We start from the raw sequence: 20,423 nt of genomic DNA on the forward strand, positions 1-20,423 counted from the left end.
CATGCTGAAAAAAATCGCCCTCGTCGCTGGCACCGTTCTGTTTGCCGCCAACCTGATGGCCGCTACGCCCGCCAAGGCGCCGCACGTTTTGCTGGAGACCACCAACGGCCAGATCGAAATCGAACTGGACCCGGTCAAGGCGCCGATCAGTACCAAGAACTTTCTTGAGTACGTCGACAGCGGCTTCTACAACAACACGATTTTCCACCGTGTGATCCCGGGCTTCATGGCCCAGGGCGGCGGTTTCACTGCGCAGATGGCGCAAAAAGACACCAAGGCACCGATCAAGAACGAAGCCAGCAACGGCCTGCATAACGTGCGCGGCACCTTGTCGATGGCACGTACGTCGAACCCGGATTCGGCCACCAGCCAGTTCTTCATCAACGTCGCCGACAATGCGTTCCTCGACCCGGGTCGCGACGCCGGTTACGCGGTGTTCGCCAAAGTGGTCAAGGGCATGGACGTGGTGGACATCATCGTCAACTCCCAGACCACCACCAAAAGCGGCATGCAGAACGTGCCTATCGACCCGGTGCTGATCAAGTCGGCCAAGCGCATCGACTAAGATCCACAGGCACAGGGATGTTGAGCGGCCGCCGGCATTCGGCGCCGCTCATAGTGTTTAAAGGAGAGCCCGCACGCGGGCGGAGAACTGATGCTTTATCGCCGTTTTGAACAATTGATTGACGTGTTCCGTGACGCCCCGACGGCGGCTCCGCCCGACCGTGTTTTCCCCTTCTATACCTATTACCTGAAGCAGGTCTGGCCGAGTTTCGCCGCCCTGCTGACCGTCGGCCTGTTCGGTGCATTGATCGAAGTGGCGCTGTTCAGTTACCTGAGCCGCATCATCGACCTTGCCCAAGGCACGCCGAACGCCAATTTCTTCAAGGAACACGGCATCGAACTGGCCTGGATGGCCGTCGTGGCGCTGATCCTGCGCCCGGTGTTCGTGGGCCTGCATGACTTGCTGGTGCACCAGACCCTGAGCCCCAGCATGACCAGCATGATCCGCTGGCAGAACCACAGTTACGTGCTCAAGCAGAGCCTGAATTTCTTCCAGAACGACTTCGCCGGGCGCATCGCCCAACGCATCATGCAGACTGGCAACTCGCTGCGCGATTCCGCCGTGCAAGCGGTGGACGCGCTGTGGCATGTGCTGATTTACGCGATCAGTTCGCTGGTGCTGTTCGCCGAGGCCGACTGGCGCCTGATGATCCCGTTGTTGACCTGGATCGCCGCCTACATCGGCGCCCTCTACTACTTCGTGCCACGGGTGAAAGAGCGCTCCGTGGTGTCTTCGGATGCGCGTTCCAAGCTCATGGGCCGGATCGTCGACGGCTACACCAACATCACCACGCTGAAGCTGTTCGCCCACACCAACTTCGAGCAGCAATACGCCAAGGAAGCCATCGAAGAACAGACGGTCAAAGCCCAACTGGCTGGCCGCGTGGTCACCAGCATGGACGTAGTCATCACCAGCATGAACGGCTTGCTGATCGTCAGCACCACGGGCCTGGCGCTGTGGCTGTGGTCGCAGTCGCTGATCACGGTGGGCGCCATTGCGCTGGCCACCGGCCTGGTGATCCGGATCGTCAACATGTCCGGCTGGATCATGTGGGTGGTTACCGGCATTTTCGAAAACATCGGCATGGTTCAGGACGGTTTGCAGACCATTTCACAACCGGTCAGCGTCACTGATCACGCAGAGGCCAAACCGCTGACCGTCGCCCGGGGCGAAGTGCGTTTCGAGCACGTGGATTTCCACTACGGCAAGAAGAGCGGGATCATTGGCGACCTCAACCTGACGATCAAACCCGGTGAAAAAATCGGCTTGATCGGCCCGTCCGGCGCCGGTAAATCGACTCTGGTCAACCTGCTGCTGCGCCTCTATGACGTGCAGGGTGGGCGGATCCTGATTGACGGCCAGAACATCGCCGAAGTCGGCCAGGAAAGCCTGCGCGAGCGCATCGGCATGATCACCCAGGACACGTCGCTGCTGCACCGCTCGATTCGCGACAATTTGCTCTATGGCAAACCGGACGCCACCGATGCCGAACTCTGGGAAGCGGTGCATAAGGCCCGGGCCGACGAGTTTATCCCGTTGCTCTCGGACGCCGAGGGGCGCACCGGTTTCGATGCGCATGTCGGTGAGCGTGGGGTGAAGCTCTCCGGTGGTCAGCGTCAGCGGATCGCCATCGCTCGCGTGCTGCTCAAGGACGCACCGATTCTGATCATGGACGAAGCGACTTCGGCGCTGGATTCGGAGGTCGAAGCGGCGATTCAGGAAAGCCTGGAAACCCTGATGCAGGGTAAAACCGTGATTGCCATTGCTCACCGGCTCTCGACCATCGCCCGGATGGACCGGCTGGTGGTGCTTGAGAAAGGCAAGATTGCCGAGACGGGGACCCATGCTGAGTTGCTGGCGCATGGCGGGTTGTATGCGCGGTTGTGGCAGCATCAGACTGGGGGGTTTGTTGGGATCGATTGATTGGGGGCATATCCGTTGCTGCGGTAACGGCTTCTATTGGTTTCGCCCTTACGGCGAGTCACTTTGGAAAAGCCCCAAAGTAACCAAAGCGCTCTTGCCCCTTTCGTTCGGTGCCTCGCTGTGGCTCGGCATGCCCTCGCTCCGGTCCTGCTCCGTGGGCCCGCCGCCATCGGCCATCCCTGGCCGGGGGCGGCTAACCCGGCATCCATGCCGGGTTGCCCACTGCGCAGAACCTCCACTCGGCCTCTCGAGGGGGCGTGTACCTCAAGATCAAAAGCGGAAGGCGAGCTAACGCTCGGCCTGATGAGTGGTGAAGATCAAAAGCGTACGTGCCCCCTGTAGGAGCCGGCTTGCCGGCGATAGCGGTGGGTCAGTCGACGTATTTATCGCCTGAAAGGACGCCATCGCCAGCAAGCTGGCTCCTACAAGGGAAATGCATAGGTGTCTGGAGAAATACGATCCCCTGTAGGAGCCGGCTTGCCGGCGATAGCGGTGGGTCAGTCGACGTATTTATCGCCTGAAAGGACGCCATCGCCAGCAAGCTGGCTCCTACAAGGGAAATGCATAGGTGTCTGGAGAAATACGATCCCCTGTAGGAGCCGGCTTGCTGGCGATCGCGGTGGGTCAGTCGACACATCTATCGCCTGAAAGGACGCCATCGCCAGCAAGCCGGCTCCTACACGGGATTGGTGTACATGTCCGGAATGGGTGAGCGCAGCAGAGAAGGACAACGCGTCCCCCCAAAGAGCCAGGTCGGCTTTCAGGCCGCCTCGGCGGCTGTGGCGGTGGTCGCCCCCTCGAGAGGCCGAGCGCAGGTTCTGCGCAGTGGGCAACCCGGCATGGATGCCGGGTTAGCCGCCCCCGGCCATGGATGGCCGATGGCGGCGGGCCCACGGAGCAGGACCGGAGCGAGGGCATGCCGAGCCACAGCGAGGCACCGAACGAAAGGGGCAAGAGCCTTTTGGTTACTTTGGGGCTTTTCCAAAGTGACTCGCTGTAAGAGCGAAACCAATAGCCGCCATTACCGCAGTAACGGATATGCCCCCAACCCACAAACCCCCATCAACCCCAGCCCCCAACAGCTCTAAGCCCACTGGAATTCCAGAAAAACCCTGCTGTACTCAGCCAAGGTTCTGGAGATGAGCCTGTCGTAAATCTGCAGGATGCATAACTCGATACAGTCTCGATAGGAAACCTATCAAGGACACTCTCATGTCTCTGTTCAAACGTTCAGTCACTGAGTTGTTAGGTACGTTCTGGCTGGTGTTGGGGGGTTGCGGCAGTGCGGTTCTGGCCGCGTCTTCTCCGCTTGGAATCGGAGTGCTCGGTGTGGCCATCGCGTTTGGTCTCACCGTACTGACCATGGCCTTCGCCATCGGCCACATCTCCGGTTGTCATCTCAACCCCGCCGTATCGGTCGGTTTGTCAGTCGGTGGCCGATTCCCCGCCAAGGAACTGCCCGCCTACATCATCGCCCAGGTCATCGGCGGGATCATCGCCGCCGCGTTGATCTACTACATCGCCAGCGGCAAGGAAGGCTTCGACCTCTCCGCCGGCCTGGCCTCCAACGGCTACGGCGAACACTCCCCCGGCAAATACTCGATGGCCGCAGGCTTTGTCTGTGAGCTGGTGATGACGGCGATGTTTGTGCTGATCATCCTCGGCGCCACCGACAAACGTGCGCCGGCCGGGCTGGCACCGATCGCCATCGGCCTGGCCCTGACACTGATCCACCTGATCTCCATTCCCATCACCAACACCTCGGTCAACCCGGCCCGCAGTACCGGCCCGGCCCTGATTGTCGGCGGCTGGGCGATCGCGCAACTGTGGATGTTCTGGGTCGCGCCGCTGCTGGGTGCGGTGGTTGGTGGTGTGACGTATCGGTGGCTGGGCAAGGAAGGCACTTGACCCCATGGAGGAGGATCAGTCCTGTCGGTAAGGCAAGGCGGTCCTCGCTTCCTCGGCATAGGCCAGGACGCCGAGACGCTCCTGATGAAGGAAGTCTTTGACGGCGGCTTTCAAGCCGGGATGGCGCAAGTAGTGCCAGGAATGGGTGATCACTGGTTCAAACCCGCGAATCAGTTTGTGCTCACCCTGAGCACCGGCATCGAAACGCTGAAAACCGTTGGCAATTGCGTAGTCCATCCCTTGATAGAAACACGTCTCGAAATGCAGACGATCGAACTCCGCCAGACAGCCCCAGTAACGCCCGTAAAAACTGTCGCCACCCACCAGGCTGAAGGCCATGGCCACCGGCCGTGAGCCCTGTTTGGCCAGGACCACGCGAATCGATTCCGGCATGCGCTCGGCCAACAGACTGAAAAATTCCCGCGTCAGATAGGGCCGTTGCCGGCGCACCGCGTAGGTGTTGGCGTAACAGGCGTAAACGAAATCCCACTGCGCCTGATCCAGTTGCTTGCCTTCCAGCCACTCGAAATCAAACCCCTGCCCCGCCACTTGCTCGCGCTCTTTGCGCATCTGCTTGCGCTTGCGCGAACTGAGGACGTCGAGGAAATCCTGAAAATCCCGATAGCCGCGATTTTGCCAGTGGTACTGACAGCCGATGCGCTGCAGCCAGCCAGGTTGTTCGGCCAGCGCCGCGTCGGTGAACGGATCGGTGAAATTGATGTGCGCACTGGAGAGTTCTTCGATCTCGAGGTAGCCCGGCAAACTCTTCAGCAGTTCGAAACCGTCCTCGACCGAGGCCGCCAGCAAGCGCGGTCCGCTGACCGGGCTGAACGGCACGGCGGTCAACAGTTTGGGGTAATAGTCGATGCCGGCACGCTCGCAGGCATCGGCCCAGGCGTGATCGAACACGTACTCGCCATAGGAATGCCACTTGCGGTAACTGGGCAGCGCGGCGATCAACCGGTCCCCGTCCATGTGCAACAAATGCTCGGGCTGCCAACCGGAATGCGCGCCGACGCTGCCACTGTCTTCCAGTGCACTGAGAAAGGCATGGCGCAGAAACGGCTGGGTTTGCGGCACCAGGGCATCCCAAGTGTGCGGGGCTATTTCGGACAGACGTTCCAGACGTTGCAGCGGCATCACTTCCCTCTCCACTTCTTGGCGTAAAAGCCTCGCGAGTATCGCCTATCGAGGCGCAATCCACACTCGTGATCCGCCGACAGGGCCCGGAATAGAAAGTTCCTTCGCACTTTGTATCGTCATCGAGCCGCCATCACTTTGCCACTGCCTTGTCATAAACCATCGCGATACTGGCGCCAGTTTTTAGAGCGTCGGGTTCTTAGCCCGATCACTGTTTTCCGTCCGACATCGGTCGGTTGTGCCCTGGATGGCTAAGTCATCCCCTCTCATCTTCGGAGATTGATATGCGTCTTGCTTCCACGAAAACTGCGGCGGCCCTGTGTGGCGGTCTGCTGCTGGCCATGAGTGTTCCGGCCAGCGCCGCAGTCGACGCCAAACTGCTCGACATGCTGAAGGCTAACGGTTCGATTACCAACGCGCAGTACAGCGAGTTGCAAGCCGAGCTGGCCAGGGATCAGAAGGATCAGCAAATCGCCCGTCAGGCTCAGCAAGAGACTAACGAGCAGATCGCGGCCACCGCGAAGAAAACCGAAGCACTGAGCACCTTCGACCAGAAACTGGCGTGGGCTGCCAAGACCCAGTTCAAGGGTGACGTGCGTTTCCGCCAGGAAACGGTCAAGAACGACGGTGTTTCCAACACCGGCGACCAGGATCGTCAACGTATTCGCGTCCGCCTGGGTGCCTACACTGCAATCAACCCGCAAGTGGACACCGGCATCCGTATTGCCACTGGCAGCGACAACGACTCTCGTTCCACCAACCAGAGCCTGGATGGCAACTTCACCAAGAAGGATATCTGGCTGGACCAGGGTTACGTCGACTACCACCCTGACGCCATCAAGAATCTGCACTTGATCGGCGGCAAGATGGCGCAACCATGGGTGAGCATGGGCGACATCATCTGGGATAGCGACATCAACCCGGAAGGTCTGGCAGTGACTTACAAATACCCGCTGGGCGGCAGCACCGAGCTGTTCGGTAGCGCCGGCCACTTCACCCTCAAGGACAACGTCGACGGCGAAGGCAAGCAGTTCCGCCACGACCTGCGTCTGTACTCAGGCCAGTTGGGCGCGCGTTTCGCGATCACTGACAACCTGAAAATGACCTTGGGTGGCAGTCTCTACGCTTACGACAACGACAACGACATCAACAATACCTGTGCGGCGAACACCTGCCGACTGGCCATTAACGGCAACACGGCGAACGAACAGTTCAAACTGTACGAAGGCTTTGGTCAACTCGACATCGGCGGCCTGCCAATGCCACTGTCGATCTACGGTCAAGTCGTCAACAACGACGATGCCAGCAACGATCAGGACATGGGCTGGTTGGCCGGTGTCAAGACCAACGTCTTCGGCTTCGGCGTGGACTACAACTATCGTGACGTACAGCGTAACGCCGTGGTCGGCGCCTTCACCGACTCTGACTTCGCCAACGGTTTCACCGGTTCGCGCGGCAGCAAGTTGAAAGTGAGCTACGAGATCGACAAGAACTTCGCCCTCGGCGCGACGTACTTCATGGCTGATTCCGACTACACCAACGCCACCCTGCGCGACTCGAAAATCAACACCCTGCAACTGGATGCCGAAGCCAAGTTCTGATCCCTGCTACACGGTTCGGGCAAGGACGCCCAAACTGCTTTTACAAACTCGCGCTGCTGTATCGGTCCCCATCATCCGTCCGATACCGCAGCGCGAGTTTTTTTATGCAAAAAAAAGATCGCAGCCTTCGCAGGCTGCGATCTTTTCATTTACCGCGACAACTCAACGCTTGCGCAGAATCACGCTACCAATCGAATAACCGGCGCCGAACGAGCTGAGCACCGCCAGCGAACCCGCCGCCAGATCATCCTGGTTCTTGTGAAACGCAATCACCGAGCCCGCAGAGCTGGTGTTGGCGTAGGTGTCGAGAATCACCGGGGCTTCTGCTTCGGTGGCTTCGCGGCCCAGCAGTTTCCTCACGATCAAGTGGTTCATGCTGAGGTTGGCCTGGTGCAGCCAGAAGCGCTTCACGTCGCCGACGTTGAGCTGGTTCTCTTCCAGGTGCGCACCGATCAGCTCGGCAACCATCGGGCAGACTTCCTTGAACACCTTGCGGCCTTCCTGCACGAACAGCTTGTCCTTGGCACCGATGCCCTCTTCCGCCGCGCGGTTGAGGAAGCCGAAGTTGTTGCGGATGTTGTTGGAGAACTTGGTCAGCAGCTTGGTGCTGACCACGTCGAACTGGTACTTGGACGTCGCCAGGTCCGCTCGCTCGATGATCACCGCAGTGGCCGCGTCGCCGAAGATGAAGTGGCTGTCACGGTCACGGAAGTTCAGGTGACCGGTGCAGACTTCCGGGTTGACCATCAGCACTGCCCGGGCCTGGCCCAGTTGCACGCTGTTGGCCGCCGCTTGAATGCCGAAGGTTGCCGAGGAGCAGGCCACGTTCATGTCGAAACCGAAACCCTGGATGCCCAGGGCTTCCTGGACTTCGATGGCGATGGCCGGGTAGGCGCGTTGCAGGTTGGAGCAGGCAACGATCACGCCGTCGATGTCGGCCGCGGTTTTGCCAGCACGCTGCAAGGCTTGCTCGGCGGCGCCGATGGCCATCTGGCAGAGGACCGACCACTCGTCGTTCGAGCGCTCCGGCAGACGTGGCGTCATGCGTTGCGGGTCGAGAATGCCGTCCTTGTCCATGACGAATCGGCTTTTGATACCGGAGGCTTTTTCGATAAACGCGGCGCTGGATTCGGTCAATGCCTCGACTTCGCCACGGGCGATGGCGTCGGCGTTGTCGGCGTTGAACTGCGCGACGTAAGCGTTGAAAGACTGCACCAGCTCTTCGTTGGAAATGCTGTTGGCCGGGGTGTACAGGCCGGTGCCGCTGATGACGACGTTATGCATGGTCGTTTCTCTAATCTGTTCAGGCAGAAAGCATTGGCACCGACGTACCAATACATAAAGGGTCTGTTCCCGTCACAGGAAGCAAACCTGGCATCGCTTTATTCCGAACCGCCCGAACCTGTGGAGGCTCAAAACCGCGGGGCCGGCGTTTATAGGCGCGAAGTTTGCCATAAACGTTGGGTTTTGGCCCCTTTTGCGAGTGCAACGGCACTACAGTTCAAGTAATGACAAACGGCAGATATCCAACCTGTAGGAGCACGGCTTGCCGGCGAAGGCGGCCTTGAACCTTGCATCGCACTCAAAGACGCCTTCGCCGGCAAGCCGTGCTCCTACAGGTTTTAGGGTTCGACCTGGGTCCATTGTTTGTTCAGACGTTTGTCGGAGATCGGCACCTTCGTCCCCAACTGTTGGGCGAACAGCGAAACCCGATACTCCTCCAGCCACCAGCGATACAGCTCAAGCTGCGGATCACGCTTGCCTTCCTGCGCGTGTTTGTTGGCGCGAGTCTGGTATTGAGCCCAGAGGCCGGACAACTCACCGCTCCAGACCCGATCCTTCTGCACCTGCGCAGCCAGCTTCTCGAAGCGCTGCTCGATGGCTTTCAGGTAACGCGGCAGTTCCTTGAGCCACTGCATCGGCGTTTCGCGGACGAAACCCGGATACACCAGATGACTGAGCTGCTGCTTGATGTCATTCAACGCCACGGCCTGCGCCAGATCGATCTTGCCCTTGAAGCGTTTTTGCAGGCCGTGCCAGAGCTTGAGAATTTCCAGGGTCAGCTTCGCCAGACGCTCGGCATGCTCGGTCCAGCCGCCGCGTTTGCGTTCGGCCAGCGCCGCCAATCCGGCGCCATCACGCGGCAACGGGTCTTCGCCGTCGAGGATGCAGCTGTCGAGACTGGCCAGCAGAATGTCTTCCACCAGACTGTCGACGCGGCCCATGTCGCGGTACATCAGGCCCAGCTCGGTCAGGCCCGGCAACTTGCCGCGCAGGAACTTCGCCGGTTCCGCCAGTTGTTGCATCAGCAGGCGCTGCAACGCGCGGCGATGCTGGAACTCGGCTTCGGCCGGCGTCGAGAACCGCCCTTCCTTGACCGTGCCGGCCTCTTCGACCAGCGCCGGATACACCGTCATCGACAACCCGGCGATCTTCTGTTGGGTCTTTTCCGCCACGGCGGCGAAGACTTTCGCCTCCACCGGTTGCTGACTTTTCGCCGTTTGCGGGACGGCCAATGCCGCCTGGCTGGCTTCAGCGAATCGCGCGGTGAGTTCCGCCAGATCTCGTCCTTCGCCGAGGAACTTGCCCTGGCCATCGACGATTTCCAGGTTCATCCGCAGGTGATTTTCGACCTGCTGCGCCGCTTCGGCCCACGCTTCATCGCTGACCCGCGCACCGGTCATGCGCAGCAACTCGCGACCCAATGCCTGAGGCAACGAACTCTCGGCAAAGGTCATGCGCTGCAACGCCGCTTTGACGAAGTCCGGCACCGGCACGAAATTCTTGCGCAACGCCTTGGGCAGGTTGCGCACCAAGGCAATGCACTTGGCCTCGATCACGCCGGGCACCAGCCACTCCAGACGTTCCGGCGGCAGCATCGGCAACAGCGGTGCCGGCACGCGCAGGGTCACGCCGTCACGCGGGTGGTTCGGTTCGAAATGGTAACTGAGTGCCAGTTCCAGATCGCCGATGTGCAAGGTGTCCGGGTAATGCAGCGCGGTGACTTCACTGGCCTCACGGGCCAACACGTCTTCTTCGCGCATGATCAGCAGCTGCGGATCTTTCTGGCTGTTAATCCGGTACCAGCTGTCGAAGGTCGCGGTCTGGTGAATCTCCGCCGGCAGTCGCGCATCGTAGAAGGCGAACAGGGTTTCTTCGTCGGCCAGAATGTCGCGACGGCGAGCCTTGGCTTCCAGCTCGTCGAGCTGTTCCAGCAGTTGCTGGTTGGCGGTCAGGCACTTGGCTTTGGATTGAATCTCGCCGCGCACCAGGCCTTCGCGAATGAAAAACTCACGGGACACCACCGGATCGATCGGCCCGTAATGCACCGGCCGGCGACCGACCACGATCAGCCCGAACAAGGTGATCTGCTCGAACGCCACGACCTGCCCGCGCTTCTTCTCCCAATGGGGTTCGAAGTGGTTTTTCTTGATCAGGTGCCCGGCGAGCGGCTCGATCCAGTCGGCGTCGATCTTGGCGACCATGCGCGCGTAGAGCTTGGTGGTTTCCACCAGTTCGGCGGTCATCAGCCATTGCGGGCGCTTTTTGCCAAGGCCCGATGACGGGTGAATCCAGAAGCGCCGCTGCCGGGCACCGAGGTAATCGCCTTCATCGGTTTTCTGCCCGATCTGGCTGAGCAGGCCCGAGAGCACGGCTTTGTGCAGCTTGGGGTAATCCGCCGGCTCTTTGTTCAGGCTCAACTGCATGTCGCGGCAGATCAAACTCAACTGACGGTGCGAGTCGCGCCACTCGCGCAACCGCAGGTAGTTGAGGAAATTCTTGCGGCACCAGTTACGCAGCGGACTGGCCGTCAGCGCCTGGCGTTGCTCTTCAAAACCACGCCACAGATTGACCAGCCCGGCGAAGTCCGAGTCCACGTCTTTCCATTGCGCATGCGCCTGATCCGCCGCTTGCTGACGTTCCGGCGGACGCTCGCGCGGGTCTTGAATCGACATCGCACTGGCGACGATCAGCACTTCCTGCAAGCTGCCGAGTTTCGCCGCTTCGAGCAGCATGCGGCCCATGCGCGGGTCCACCGGCAGGCGCGCCAATTGGCGCCCCAGCGGGGTCAGCTGGCTGTTGCGGTCCACCGCCGACAGCTCTTGCAGCAGGTTGAAACCGTCGCTGATGGCCTTGCCATCGGGTGGCTCGATAAACGGGAAATCGGTGATCTCGCCGAGGCGCAGATGCAGCATCTGCAAAATCACCGCCGCGAGGTTGGTCCGCAGGATTTCCGGGTCGGTAAATTCCGGGCGACCGATGAAGTCTTCTTCGCTGAACAACCGTACGCAAATGCCTGGCTCAACCCGACCGCATCGACCTTTACGCTGGTTGGCGCTGGCCTGGGAAATCGCTTCGATGGGCAGGCGCTGGACCTTGGCGCGGTAGCTGTAGCGGCTGATGCGCGCGGTGCCGCTGTCGATCACGTAACGAATGCCCGGCACGGTCAGCGACGTTTCGGCGACGTTGGTCGCCAGCACCACGCGACGCCCCGGGTGTGACTGGAAAATCCGCTGCTGTTCGGCCGGCGACAAGCGTGCGTACAACGGCAGGATTTCGGTGTGCTTGAGTTGCGCCTTGCGCAGCATGTCCGCGGCGTCGCGAATCTCGCGCTCGCCGGGCAAGAACACCAGCACATCGCCAGGGCTCTTGCGCTCGCTGCGCTCGAACGCGGCGATTTCATCGAGGGTGGCGAGGATCGCCTGATCCACGGTCAGGTCATCCTCGACGCGGTTGCCCTCTTCATCCTGTTCCAGGGTCAGCGGGCGATACCAGGTTTCCACCGGGAAGGTGCGACCGGAGACCTCAACGATGGGCGCATCGTCAAAGTGCTTGGAGAAACGCTCCAGGTCGATGGTCGCCGAGGTGATGATGACCTTCAGGTCCGGACGACGGGGCAGCAGGGTTTTCAGGTAACCGAGCAGGAAGTCGATGTTGAGGCTGCGTTCGTGGGCTTCGTCAACGATGATCGTGTCGTAGCGTTCGAGGTAGCGGTCGTTCTGGGTTTCCGCCAGCAGGATGCCGTCGGTCATCAGTTTGATCAGCGTATTGGAATCGCTCTGATCCTCGAACCGCACCTGATAGCCGACCAGCGCGCCCAATGGCGTCGCCAGTTCTTCGGCAACCCGGCTCGCCACGCTGCGCGCCGCGATTCGACGCGGCTGGGTGTGGCCGATCAGGCCATGCTGGCCGCGACCGATTTCCAGGCAGATCTTCGGCAACTGGGTGGTTTTGCCCGAGCCGGTTTCACCGGCGATGATCAGCACCTGATGCTTGAGCAGCGCTTCCTTGATTTCATCGCGCTTGGCGGCGATGGGCAGGCTGTCGTCGTAACGAATCACCGGCAGGCTGGCGCGTCGCGCCAACACCTGATCACAGGATGCCTGCATGCGCGCCACCCACTGGGCCAGCTTGGCTTCGTCGGGTTTCTTGCGCAGCTCAAGCAACTGCCGACGCAGCCGGTGGCGGTCGGCGAGCATGGCGTGATCGAGGTTTTTCAGCAGTTTGTCGAGTGAAGGCGATTCGTCAGTCATCAGGTACGCAATAAGTCGTCTAGTGGCGCAGGGGGCGGATTGTCGCAGATTTTACGGCCGCTGCGCGGCCGAATCGCGAGCAGGCTCGCTCCCACACTGGATCTGCAGCGACCACAAAATCGGGGCACCGCGGTCAAATGTGGGAGCGAGCCTGCTCGCGATTCGATTGCGCAGCAATCGCAGAGAACTACTCGGTATCCATACCCTTGCGCCGATACGGGAACACGTCGATCACCTTGCCCGCACGAATCGCCTCTTGCAGGCTTTTCCAGTAATCGGCGTTGTACAACTCGCCGTGCAACTGATCGAACAAGCGCCGCTGCGCGGAATCGGCAAACAGAAACGGCGGGAACTCCTCGGGGAACACATCCAGCGGCCCGATCGAATACCACGGCTCGGACGCCATTTCGTCTTCCGGCGTGCGCGGTTGCGGGATGTGGCGGAAGTTGGCTTCGGTCAGGAAGCAGATCTCGTCGTAGTCATAAAACACCACGCGACCGTGACGGGTGACGCCGAAGTTTTTCAGCAGCATGTCGCCGGGGAAAATGTTCGCCGCCGCCAGTTGCTTGATCGCCAGGCCGTAATCTTCCAGCGCGTCGTGCACCTGCGCCTCGTTGGCGTTTTCCAGGTACAGGTTCAACGGCGTCATCCGCCGCTCGGTCCAGCAGTGGCGGATCAATACGGTGTCGCCTTCCACCGACACGGTAGACGCCGCCACGTCCAGCAATTCTTCCAGACACGCCGGCTCGAACTTGCTCAACGGAAAACGGAAATCGGCGAATTCCTGGGTATCGGCCATGCGCCCAACGCGGTCGACGCTTTTCACCAGCCGGTACTTCTCGATCACCGTCGCACGGTCGACGTTTTTCGACGGCGAGAAACGGTCCTTGATGATTTTGAACACGGTGTTGAAACCCGGCAGCGTGAACACGCTCATCACCATGCCGCGCACGCCGGGGGCCATGATGAACTGGTCGTCGGTTCTGGCCAGGTGGTTGATCAGCGCCCGGTAGAACTCCGACTTGCCGTGTTTGTAGAAACCGATCGAGGTGTACAGCTCGGCGATGTGCTTGCCCGGCAGGATCCGCCGCAGAAAACCGATGAACTCCGCCGGCACCGGCACATCGACCATGAAGTAGGAACGGGTGAACGAGAAGATGATCGACACATCGGCTTCGTCGGTGATCAACGCATCGATCTGGATGCCGCGGCCCTCAAGGTGCAGCAGCGGAATCGCCAGCGGCCATTGCTCATCGGTGGTGTAGATGCGCCCGACCAGGTAAGCGCCCTTGTTACGGTACAGCACCGAGGAAAACAGCTCGACGCTCAGCTCGGGATCCTTGCACACCCAGTCCGGCAGGTTCTCGCGCAGCTGTGCTTCGAGGCGGCGCAGATCGCCCGCGAGGTCGGCGTAATCCTCGCTGAAACGGTAGTCGGCAAAAATGCTCGCCAACATGCCCGACAACTGGCCTTGAGGTTTGTAGGTGCGGGTTTGCGCGGCACGGGCCCGGCGCAGGCTTGGCCGGGTGGTGTGGATGAACATGCAGCCGTCGCTGATCAGGTCGTGGCTGAACAGCCCGCAGAAGATCGAGTTGTACCAGGTCTCGGACAGCTCATCGTCGAAGCGCAGGTCGATCAGGCTGATGTAGGCGCTTTTGACCAGTGGCCAGCAGCTGACATCCAGCGTATCGGCGTCAAACGCGATGCGCAGCCGGTCCACCGTTTCGCTGACTTTATCTTCGTAGAGGTTGATCCGCGCCGCCGAGGCGATTTGCGTTTCCTGCCATTGGGCTTGCTCGAAACGCGCCCGGGCACCGTCGGTGATCTGCCGGAAATGCTCGCGGTAATCGTCAAAGCCATCGAGGATCATTCGGGCGATGTCGGCGGCTGGCCATTGCTGCGGCATGGTGAGACCTCTACGGGAATTCGGAAGGCCTGAGCTTAGCCAGTGAACCGGGTGCAGGAGAAGCCTAATTTCGGTCCGAAAACGAATGAATCGCTCATGGGCGCAGTTTTTTCAGACTTTTTTTAATCGACCGTTCGGTCAGTAAACGACCTCAAAAGTCACTCTCCATCCACTTAATCGATTCATCTACAACCCTCTGATTATCAGGCGTACGGATCCAATCCACGGTCAGGCAAATGTCAGCCGCCAGGTTTTCTGCTTTTTCCTGAAAGCCTGCCCGCCTGAAAAGTGCTCTCGAACTGGTCTTACCAAGATAATGGCACTTTGATATACACCCCGCGTTCACCCGCCTAAAAACAAGATCCTCGGTCCACGAGGACTACCTCTCAAAATGCCCAAGGAGCACATAAGATGCCTATAAGGAACATGCGCATAGGTTTGCGCGCGAGCTTGAGTTTTGCTGTGCTGGCCAGCCTGCTGGTGCTGGTCGGGCTGTTCGGCCTGGGTCAGATGGCGACCCTGCGCGAGAGTGCATCGGTCATCGAGGAATCGTGGATGCCGAGCATCGAGAGCATCCATGACAGCGCGTCCAACATCGCCACCATCCGCCTGGAATCGTTGCGGTTGATCGCCAACAGCCAGAGCGCTGTGCGGGAAAGGAGCAAAGGCATCCTCAACGTGCAACGCCAGGAATTGCAAAAACGCCTCAACGACCACAAGACGCTGCTGTCCAGCGACCAGGAACGGGCCATGCTCGACAGCCTGAATGCCGCCGTCGCGAAGTACCTGGCCATCCTCGACCAGATCCTCGCGCAGATCGATGCCGGCCAGGATGAACAGGCCTACGCCCGCCTCAACAGTGAACTGGCCCCGCAGGGCATCGTGCTGGATAAATCCCTGGAATCGATGATCAGTTTCAATCAGCAAGGCGCCGATACCGCTGCGGACGCCGCCGCGTTGATGTACCAGCGTGCGCAATGGATCGTCGGCACGATCATCGTGATTGCGCTGCTTGCCACGCTGCTGTTGGCCTGGCTGTTGACGCGCAGCATCACCACGCCGATCAATCAGGCGCTGCAGGTCGCACGCCGGATTGCCGCGGGCGACCTCAGCGGACAGATTGCCAGCCACGGCAAGGACGAAGCCGCGCAATTGCTCAACGCCCTCGCCGACATGCAAGGCAACCTGCGCACGACCATTCGCGGCATCAGCGACTCGGCGCGCCAACTGGCATCGGCAGCCGAGGAAATGAGTTCGGTGATGGAGGAAAGCACTCGCGGCCTGCAGCAGCAGAACGACCAGATCGAGATGGCCGCCACCGCCGTCACCGAGATGAGCACTGCGGTGGACGAAGTCGCCGCGAATGCCGTGTCCAGCGCCGAAGCCTCTCAGGCGTCGAACGAGGACAGCAAGCACGGCCACGTGCAGGTCACTGAAACCATCACCGCGATTCAGGGGCTGGTCAGCGAAGTGCTCGGCGCCTCGGAACGGGCCGAGGGCCTGGCGGTTCAGGCGCAGGACATCAGCAAAGTGCTGGAAGTGATTCGCGGCATCGCCGGGCAGACCAACCTGTTGGCGCTCAATGCGGCCATCGAAGCCGCACGCGCCGGTGAGGCCGGGCGCGGGTTTGCCGTAGTGGCCGATGAAGTGCGTTCGCTGGCGCAACGCACCCAGAACTCCACCGAAGAAATCGAGCTGATGATCAACAACATTCAGCACGGCACCGGGGCCACGGTGAGCGCGCTGCAAAGCAGTGCCGAACACGCCAGCCAGACCTTGCGCCGGGCCAACAGTGCCGGCAGCGCCCTGGAGAAAATCACCGCATCGATCTCGCAGATCAACGAACGCAACCTGGTCATCGCCAGCGCCGCCGAACAGCAAGCGCTGGTGGCCCGGGAAGTCGATCAGAACCTGGTGACCATTCGCGATCTCTCGACCCAGACCGCCGCCGGCGCCACCCAGACTTCAGCCGCCAGTCAGGAACTGTCGCGGCTGGCAATCGACCTCAACGGTCTGGTGACACGTTTCATAATTTGATGCCGGTTTTTCGGTTGCCATAGGCAAGGCTCTCGGCAACACTCTCGTCCCCATCAAGGAAGGAGTGCACCGTGAGCCCTGTCGATATCGTTCGTTTACTGTCGCTGGCGGCCATCTGGGGCGCGAGTTTCCTGTTCATGCGCATCATCGCCCCAGTGATTGGCAGCATCCCCACGGCGTTTTTCCGCGTGTCGATTGCGGCAGTCGGGTTGCTGGTGATTGTCGGGTTGATGCGCATCAGCTGGGATTTCAAGGGCAAGCTCAAAACCGTGATGCTGCTCGGGGTGATCAACTCCGGGATTCCGGCGACCCTCTATTCAGTGGCTGCCCAGGTGCTGCCCGCCGGTTACTCGGCAATCTTCAACGCCACCACGCCACTGATGGGCGTGTTGATCGGCGGCCTGTTCTTCAGTGAGCGGCTCACTGCCGCCAAGCTCGGCGGGGTGTTTCTCGGTTTGTTCGGTGTTGGCGTGCTGACCCGTGCCGGCCCGGTGGCCTTCGACCTGCAACTGCTGATGGGCGCCCTCGCCTGCCTGCTCGCCACCACCTGTTACGGTTTTGCCGGGTTCCTCGCCCGCCGCTGGCTCGATCAGGCCGGCGGGCTCGACAGTCGTCTTTCGGCACTGGGCAGCATGCTCGGGGCGACCTTGTTCCTGCTGCCGCTGTTCGGCTACAGCGTGATCAGCCAGCCACCGGCGAGCTGGGGCGGCTGGAGCGTGTGGCTGTCGTTGCTGGGGCTGGGCCTGGGGTGCACGGCGTTTGCGTACATCATTTACTTCCGCCTGCTCAGCTCGATCGGGCCTTTGAAATCGATGACAACGACGTTCCTGATTCCGCCGTTCGGGGTGTTGTGGGGGGCGTTGCTGCTGGATGAGCCGTTGTCGATGGCGCATGTGTATGGCGGGGTGTTGATTGCGGCGGCGTTGTGGTTGGTGTTGAAGCCTTCGGTGATGAAGGTCGCCGAGGTGACCGCCAAATAGAGTTGTGGTGCTGCTGATGACGCCTTCGCGGGCAAGCCTCGCTCCTACGGGTTTTGTGCAGGACCTGTAGGAGCGAGGCTTGCCCGCGAAGGCGATCGCCAGTGCACTACAAGGCTAACTGACTCTCTTCGCCATCCACCAACCGCCGAATCCCCAGCGGATTCGCGTTCTGCAACGCCTCGGGCAACAACGCATCCGGGTAATTCTGGAAGCACACCGGCCGCAGGAATCGATCAATCGCCAGCGTCCCCACCGACGTCCCGCGAGAATCCGACGTCGCCGGATACGGCCCGCCATGCACCATCGCCTCGCAGACTTCGACCCCGGTCGGATAGCCGTTGAGCAAGATCCGCCCGACTTTTTCCTGTAGCAATTGCGCCAGCCAGCGGTATTCCAGCAGCTCTTCGGCCTCGCCGATCAGCGTCGCCGTCAATTGCCCGCGCAGGCCATGCAGCGCCGCCGCGAGCTGCGCCCGATCTTCGACTTCGATGACGATGGTAGTCGGCCCGAACACTTCTTCCTGAAGCAACTCATCGCCCTTGAGCAGCAGGCTGACATCGGCCTTGAACACCTGCGGTTGCGCCTGATTGCCCTGCTGCGGTTTGCCCGCCAGGTGCGTCAGCCCCGGATGTTCGTGCAATTCCCCAAGGCCTTGGCTGTAGCTGACCAGTGCGCCGGCGTTGAGCATGGTTTGTGCCGGCTGCTCGTTCATGTTGGCGCAGAACTGTTGAAGGAAAGCGCTGAACTGTGGCGAACGCAAACCGATGACCAAACCCGGATTGGTGCAGAACTGCCCGCAACCCAAGGTCACCGAACCGGCCAGTTGCGCCGCGATCTGCTCGCCCCGCACGGCGAGGGCTTCGGGCAACAGGAACACTGGGTTGATGCTCGACATTTCGGCGAACACCGGGATCGGTTGCGGCCGGGTCGCGGCCATGTGGCTCAGGGCATTGCCACCCTTGAGCGAACCGGTGAAGCCCACGGCCTGAATGGCCGGGTGCTTGACCAGCCACTCACCAACGCCACCGCCATAAATCATGTTGAACACACCGGCCGGCATGCCCGTGCGTTCGGCGGCGCGGATGATTGCATCTGCAACCCGTTCGGCGGTCGCCATGTGTCCGCTGTGCGCCTTGAATACCACCGGGCAACCGGCGGCCAGTGCCGAAGCGGTATCGCCACCCGCAGTGGAAAAAGCGAGCGGAAAGTTGCTGGCGCCAAACACCGCCACCGGACCGATGGCGATGCGGTACTGGCGCAGATCCGGGCGTGGCAACGGCTGACGATCCGGCAAGGCCCGATCGATCCGCGCACCGTAGAAATCACCGCGCCGCAGGACCTTGGCGAACAGACGCATCTGGCCGCTGGTGCGCCCACGCTCGCCCTGGATACGCCCGGCCGGCAGTGCCGTTTCCCGGCAGACCGTGGCGACGAAGTCATCGCCCAGCGCATCGATTTCATCGGCGATGGCGTCGAGGAACGCCGCGCGTTTTTCCGCGCTCAGGTTGCGGTAGATCGGGTACGCCGCAGCGGCGGCTTTGGCGGCGGCATCCACTTCGGCTTCAGTCGCCTGGAAGAAGGTGCCGGGCAGCGGCTCGCCGGTTGTGGCGTCGAGGCTTTGCAGTTGCAACGTGCCGTTGGCGCTGCGCTGTCCGCCGATGTAGTTGTGTCCAAGTAACGTGGTCATGAGGTAATTCCTGATCAATTAGCACGGACCTGTAGGAGCCGGCTTGCTGGCGATAGCGTCTGTCCGGCCAAAACATACGTTGAATGACACACCGCCATCGCCAGCAAGCCGGCTCCTACACTGGCTTTTAGAGCGCGCGAATCTGGCCGATGGCCAACGGCTGGGCGCTTTCGCCGATGCCGTTTTCCAACGGTGCGCCAAACGCGTCGAGGCTGATCTGGAAGCGATCCCCCGGCCGGGTTTTCACGCCGTCGGCAAACGACAGCGTCGCAGTGCCGAAGTAATGCACGTGGACATCGCCCGGACGCAAAAACTGCGCGTATTTGAAGTGATGGAATTCGAGGTTGGCGAGGCTGTGGCACATGTTGTCTTCGCCGCTGAGAAACTCTTTTTCCCAGAGGGTTTCGCCGTTGCGGATGATGCGGCTGGTGCCCGCCAGGTGTTTAGGCAATTCACCGACGCGCAGCTCCGGACCATAGGCGCAGAAACGCAGTTTCGAGTGCGCGAGGTACAGGTAATTGCGGCGTTCCATGACATGGTCGGAGAACTCGTTACCCAGCGCATAACCGACGCGATACGGCAGGCCGTCATCGCCAATCACATACAGACCGGTCAGCTCCGGCTCTTCACCGGCATCTTCGGCAAACGGCGGCACCGGGAAATCCGCGCCGGGGCGCACAACGATGCTGCCGTCGCCCTTGTAGAACCATTCCGGCTGCGCGCCAACCTGTCCGGCGGCGGGTTTGCCACCTTCCAGGCCCCACTTGAAAATGCGCATGGTGTCGGTCATGCCGGCTTCAACGGCGCCATCCTGCTGGTGCATTTTGTCCCGCGCCGAGGCGCTGCCGAGGTGAGTCAGGCCGGTGCCGCTGATCAGGCAGTGCGCCGGGTCTTCGTGATCCAGCGGCGGCAGGACGTTGCCCTGCTGCAACAGTTGCGCGTAATCCGGGCCCGCCTCGGTGCCGCGTTGGGCCACTTCTTCTTGCAGGCTGCGTTGGGCGCGGATCGCCGCGAGAGCCAGTTCACGGGTGCTGCGGGTGCCTTTGAGCACCTGGACCTGCGAACCTTCGACGACGCCGACCTGACGCTCACCGGCAGTGTTTTCAAATTGAATCAGGCGCATGTCGGCCCTCCAGAAAGTC

At 61.0% G+C, this 20,423-nt stretch carries 12 protein-coding genes; 6 read left to right on the forward strand and 6 right to left on the reverse strand.

The genetic code is table 11. The features are described 5' to 3' along the window. Window position 1 precedes the first annotated feature (1 nt). The 3 genes from ACM6IO_RS02620 to aqpZ all read left to right on the forward strand — a co-directional run bounded on the left by ACM6IO_RS02620 (window position 2) and on the right by aqpZ (window position 4,396). Window positions 2-565, forward strand: coding sequence for a peptidylprolyl isomerase A (locus ACM6IO_RS02620; protein WP_008034295.1), 564 nt, complete (start codon window positions 2-4; stop codon window positions 563-565). Window positions 566-655: 90 nt separating this feature from the next. Then, window positions 656-2,488: an ABC transporter ATP-binding protein gene (locus ACM6IO_RS02625; RefSeq protein ID WP_414910857.1), complete on the forward strand. Its 1,833-nt coding sequence runs from the start codon at window positions 656-658 to the stop codon at window positions 2,486-2,488. 1,212 nt (window positions 2,489-3,700) lie between these two features. Continuing rightward, window positions 3,701-4,396 carry an aquaporin Z gene (gene aqpZ / locus ACM6IO_RS02630; protein ID WP_008029032.1) on the forward strand — a complete coding sequence of 232 codons (696 nt, stop codon included), beginning with the start codon at window positions 3,701-3,703 and terminating at the stop codon, window positions 4,394-4,396. Window positions 4,397-4,411: 15 nt separating this feature from the next. On the opposite strand, the gene ACM6IO_RS02635 is transcribed toward aqpZ, so the two are convergent. Next, window positions 4,412-5,536 carry a GNAT family N-acetyltransferase gene (locus tag ACM6IO_RS02635; protein ID WP_192225936.1) on the reverse strand — a complete coding sequence of 375 codons (1,125 nt, stop codon included), beginning with the start codon at window positions 5,534-5,536 and terminating at the stop codon, window positions 4,412-4,414. 284 nt (window positions 5,537-5,820) lie between these two features. Here ACM6IO_RS02635 and ACM6IO_RS02640 point away from each other — a divergent pair, with 284 nt between their 5' ends. Then, entirely contained in the window at window positions 5,821-7,137 is a 1,317-nt protein-coding gene (locus ACM6IO_RS02640) for a putative porin (protein ID WP_008029035.1), read from the forward strand. Between the two features lie 162 nt (window positions 7,138-7,299). Here the strand turns inward: ACM6IO_RS02640 and ACM6IO_RS02645 are convergent, their stop codons facing one another. The 3 genes from ACM6IO_RS02645 to aceK form a co-directional block, all read right to left on the reverse strand. Then, on the reverse strand, window positions 7,300-8,421 hold the full coding sequence (locus ACM6IO_RS02645) for a beta-ketoacyl-ACP synthase III (RefSeq protein WP_008043468.1): 1,122 nt from the start codon (window positions 8,419-8,421) through the stop codon (window positions 7,300-7,302). 338 nt (window positions 8,422-8,759) lie between these two features. Next, complete coding sequence (hrpA, locus tag ACM6IO_RS02650) at window positions 8,760-12,671, reverse strand: ATP-dependent RNA helicase HrpA (protein ID WP_414910858.1); 3,912 nt, start codon at window positions 12,669-12,671, stop codon at window positions 8,760-8,762. A gap of 187 nt (window positions 12,672-12,858) precedes the next feature. Further along, a complete protein-coding gene (gene aceK, locus ACM6IO_RS02655) occupies window positions 12,859-14,577 on the reverse strand; it encodes a bifunctional isocitrate dehydrogenase kinase/phosphatase (RefSeq protein WP_414910859.1) in 1,719 nt (572 codons plus the stop codon). 426 nt (window positions 14,578-15,003) lie between these two features. Between aceK and ACM6IO_RS02660 the strand changes: the two genes are divergently transcribed. Next, window positions 15,004-16,614, forward strand: a complete 1,611-nt coding sequence (locus ACM6IO_RS02660; RefSeq protein ID WP_414910878.1) for a methyl-accepting chemotaxis protein — start codon at window positions 15,004-15,006, stop codon at window positions 16,612-16,614. 71 nt (window positions 16,615-16,685) lie between these two features. Then, entirely contained in the window at window positions 16,686-17,594 is a 909-nt protein-coding gene (locus ACM6IO_RS02665; RefSeq protein WP_008043472.1) for a DMT family transporter, read from the forward strand. A 106-nt stretch (window positions 17,595-17,700) separates the two neighbouring features. On the opposite strand, the gene ACM6IO_RS02670 is transcribed toward ACM6IO_RS02665, so the two are convergent. Both ACM6IO_RS02670 and araD1 read right to left on the reverse strand, forming a co-directional pair. Beyond that, window positions 17,701-19,281, reverse strand: a complete 1,581-nt coding sequence (locus tag ACM6IO_RS02670) for an aldehyde dehydrogenase (NADP(+)) (protein WP_414910860.1) — start codon at window positions 19,279-19,281, stop codon at window positions 17,701-17,703. A 127-nt stretch (window positions 19,282-19,408) separates the two neighbouring features. Next, window positions 19,409-20,404 (reverse strand): AraD1 family protein, encoded by a 996-nt coding sequence (gene araD1 / locus ACM6IO_RS02675; protein ID WP_414910861.1) that lies wholly within the window; start codon window positions 20,402-20,404, stop codon window positions 19,409-19,411. Between the last annotated feature and the right edge of the window lie 19 nt (window positions 20,405-20,423).

Origin of the sequence: Pseudomonas sp. IT-P44, from assembly GCF_949768225.1 — a bacterium.
GTDB classification, from domain to species: Bacteria; Pseudomonadota; Gammaproteobacteria; order Pseudomonadales; family Pseudomonadaceae; genus Aquipseudomonas; species Aquipseudomonas migulae.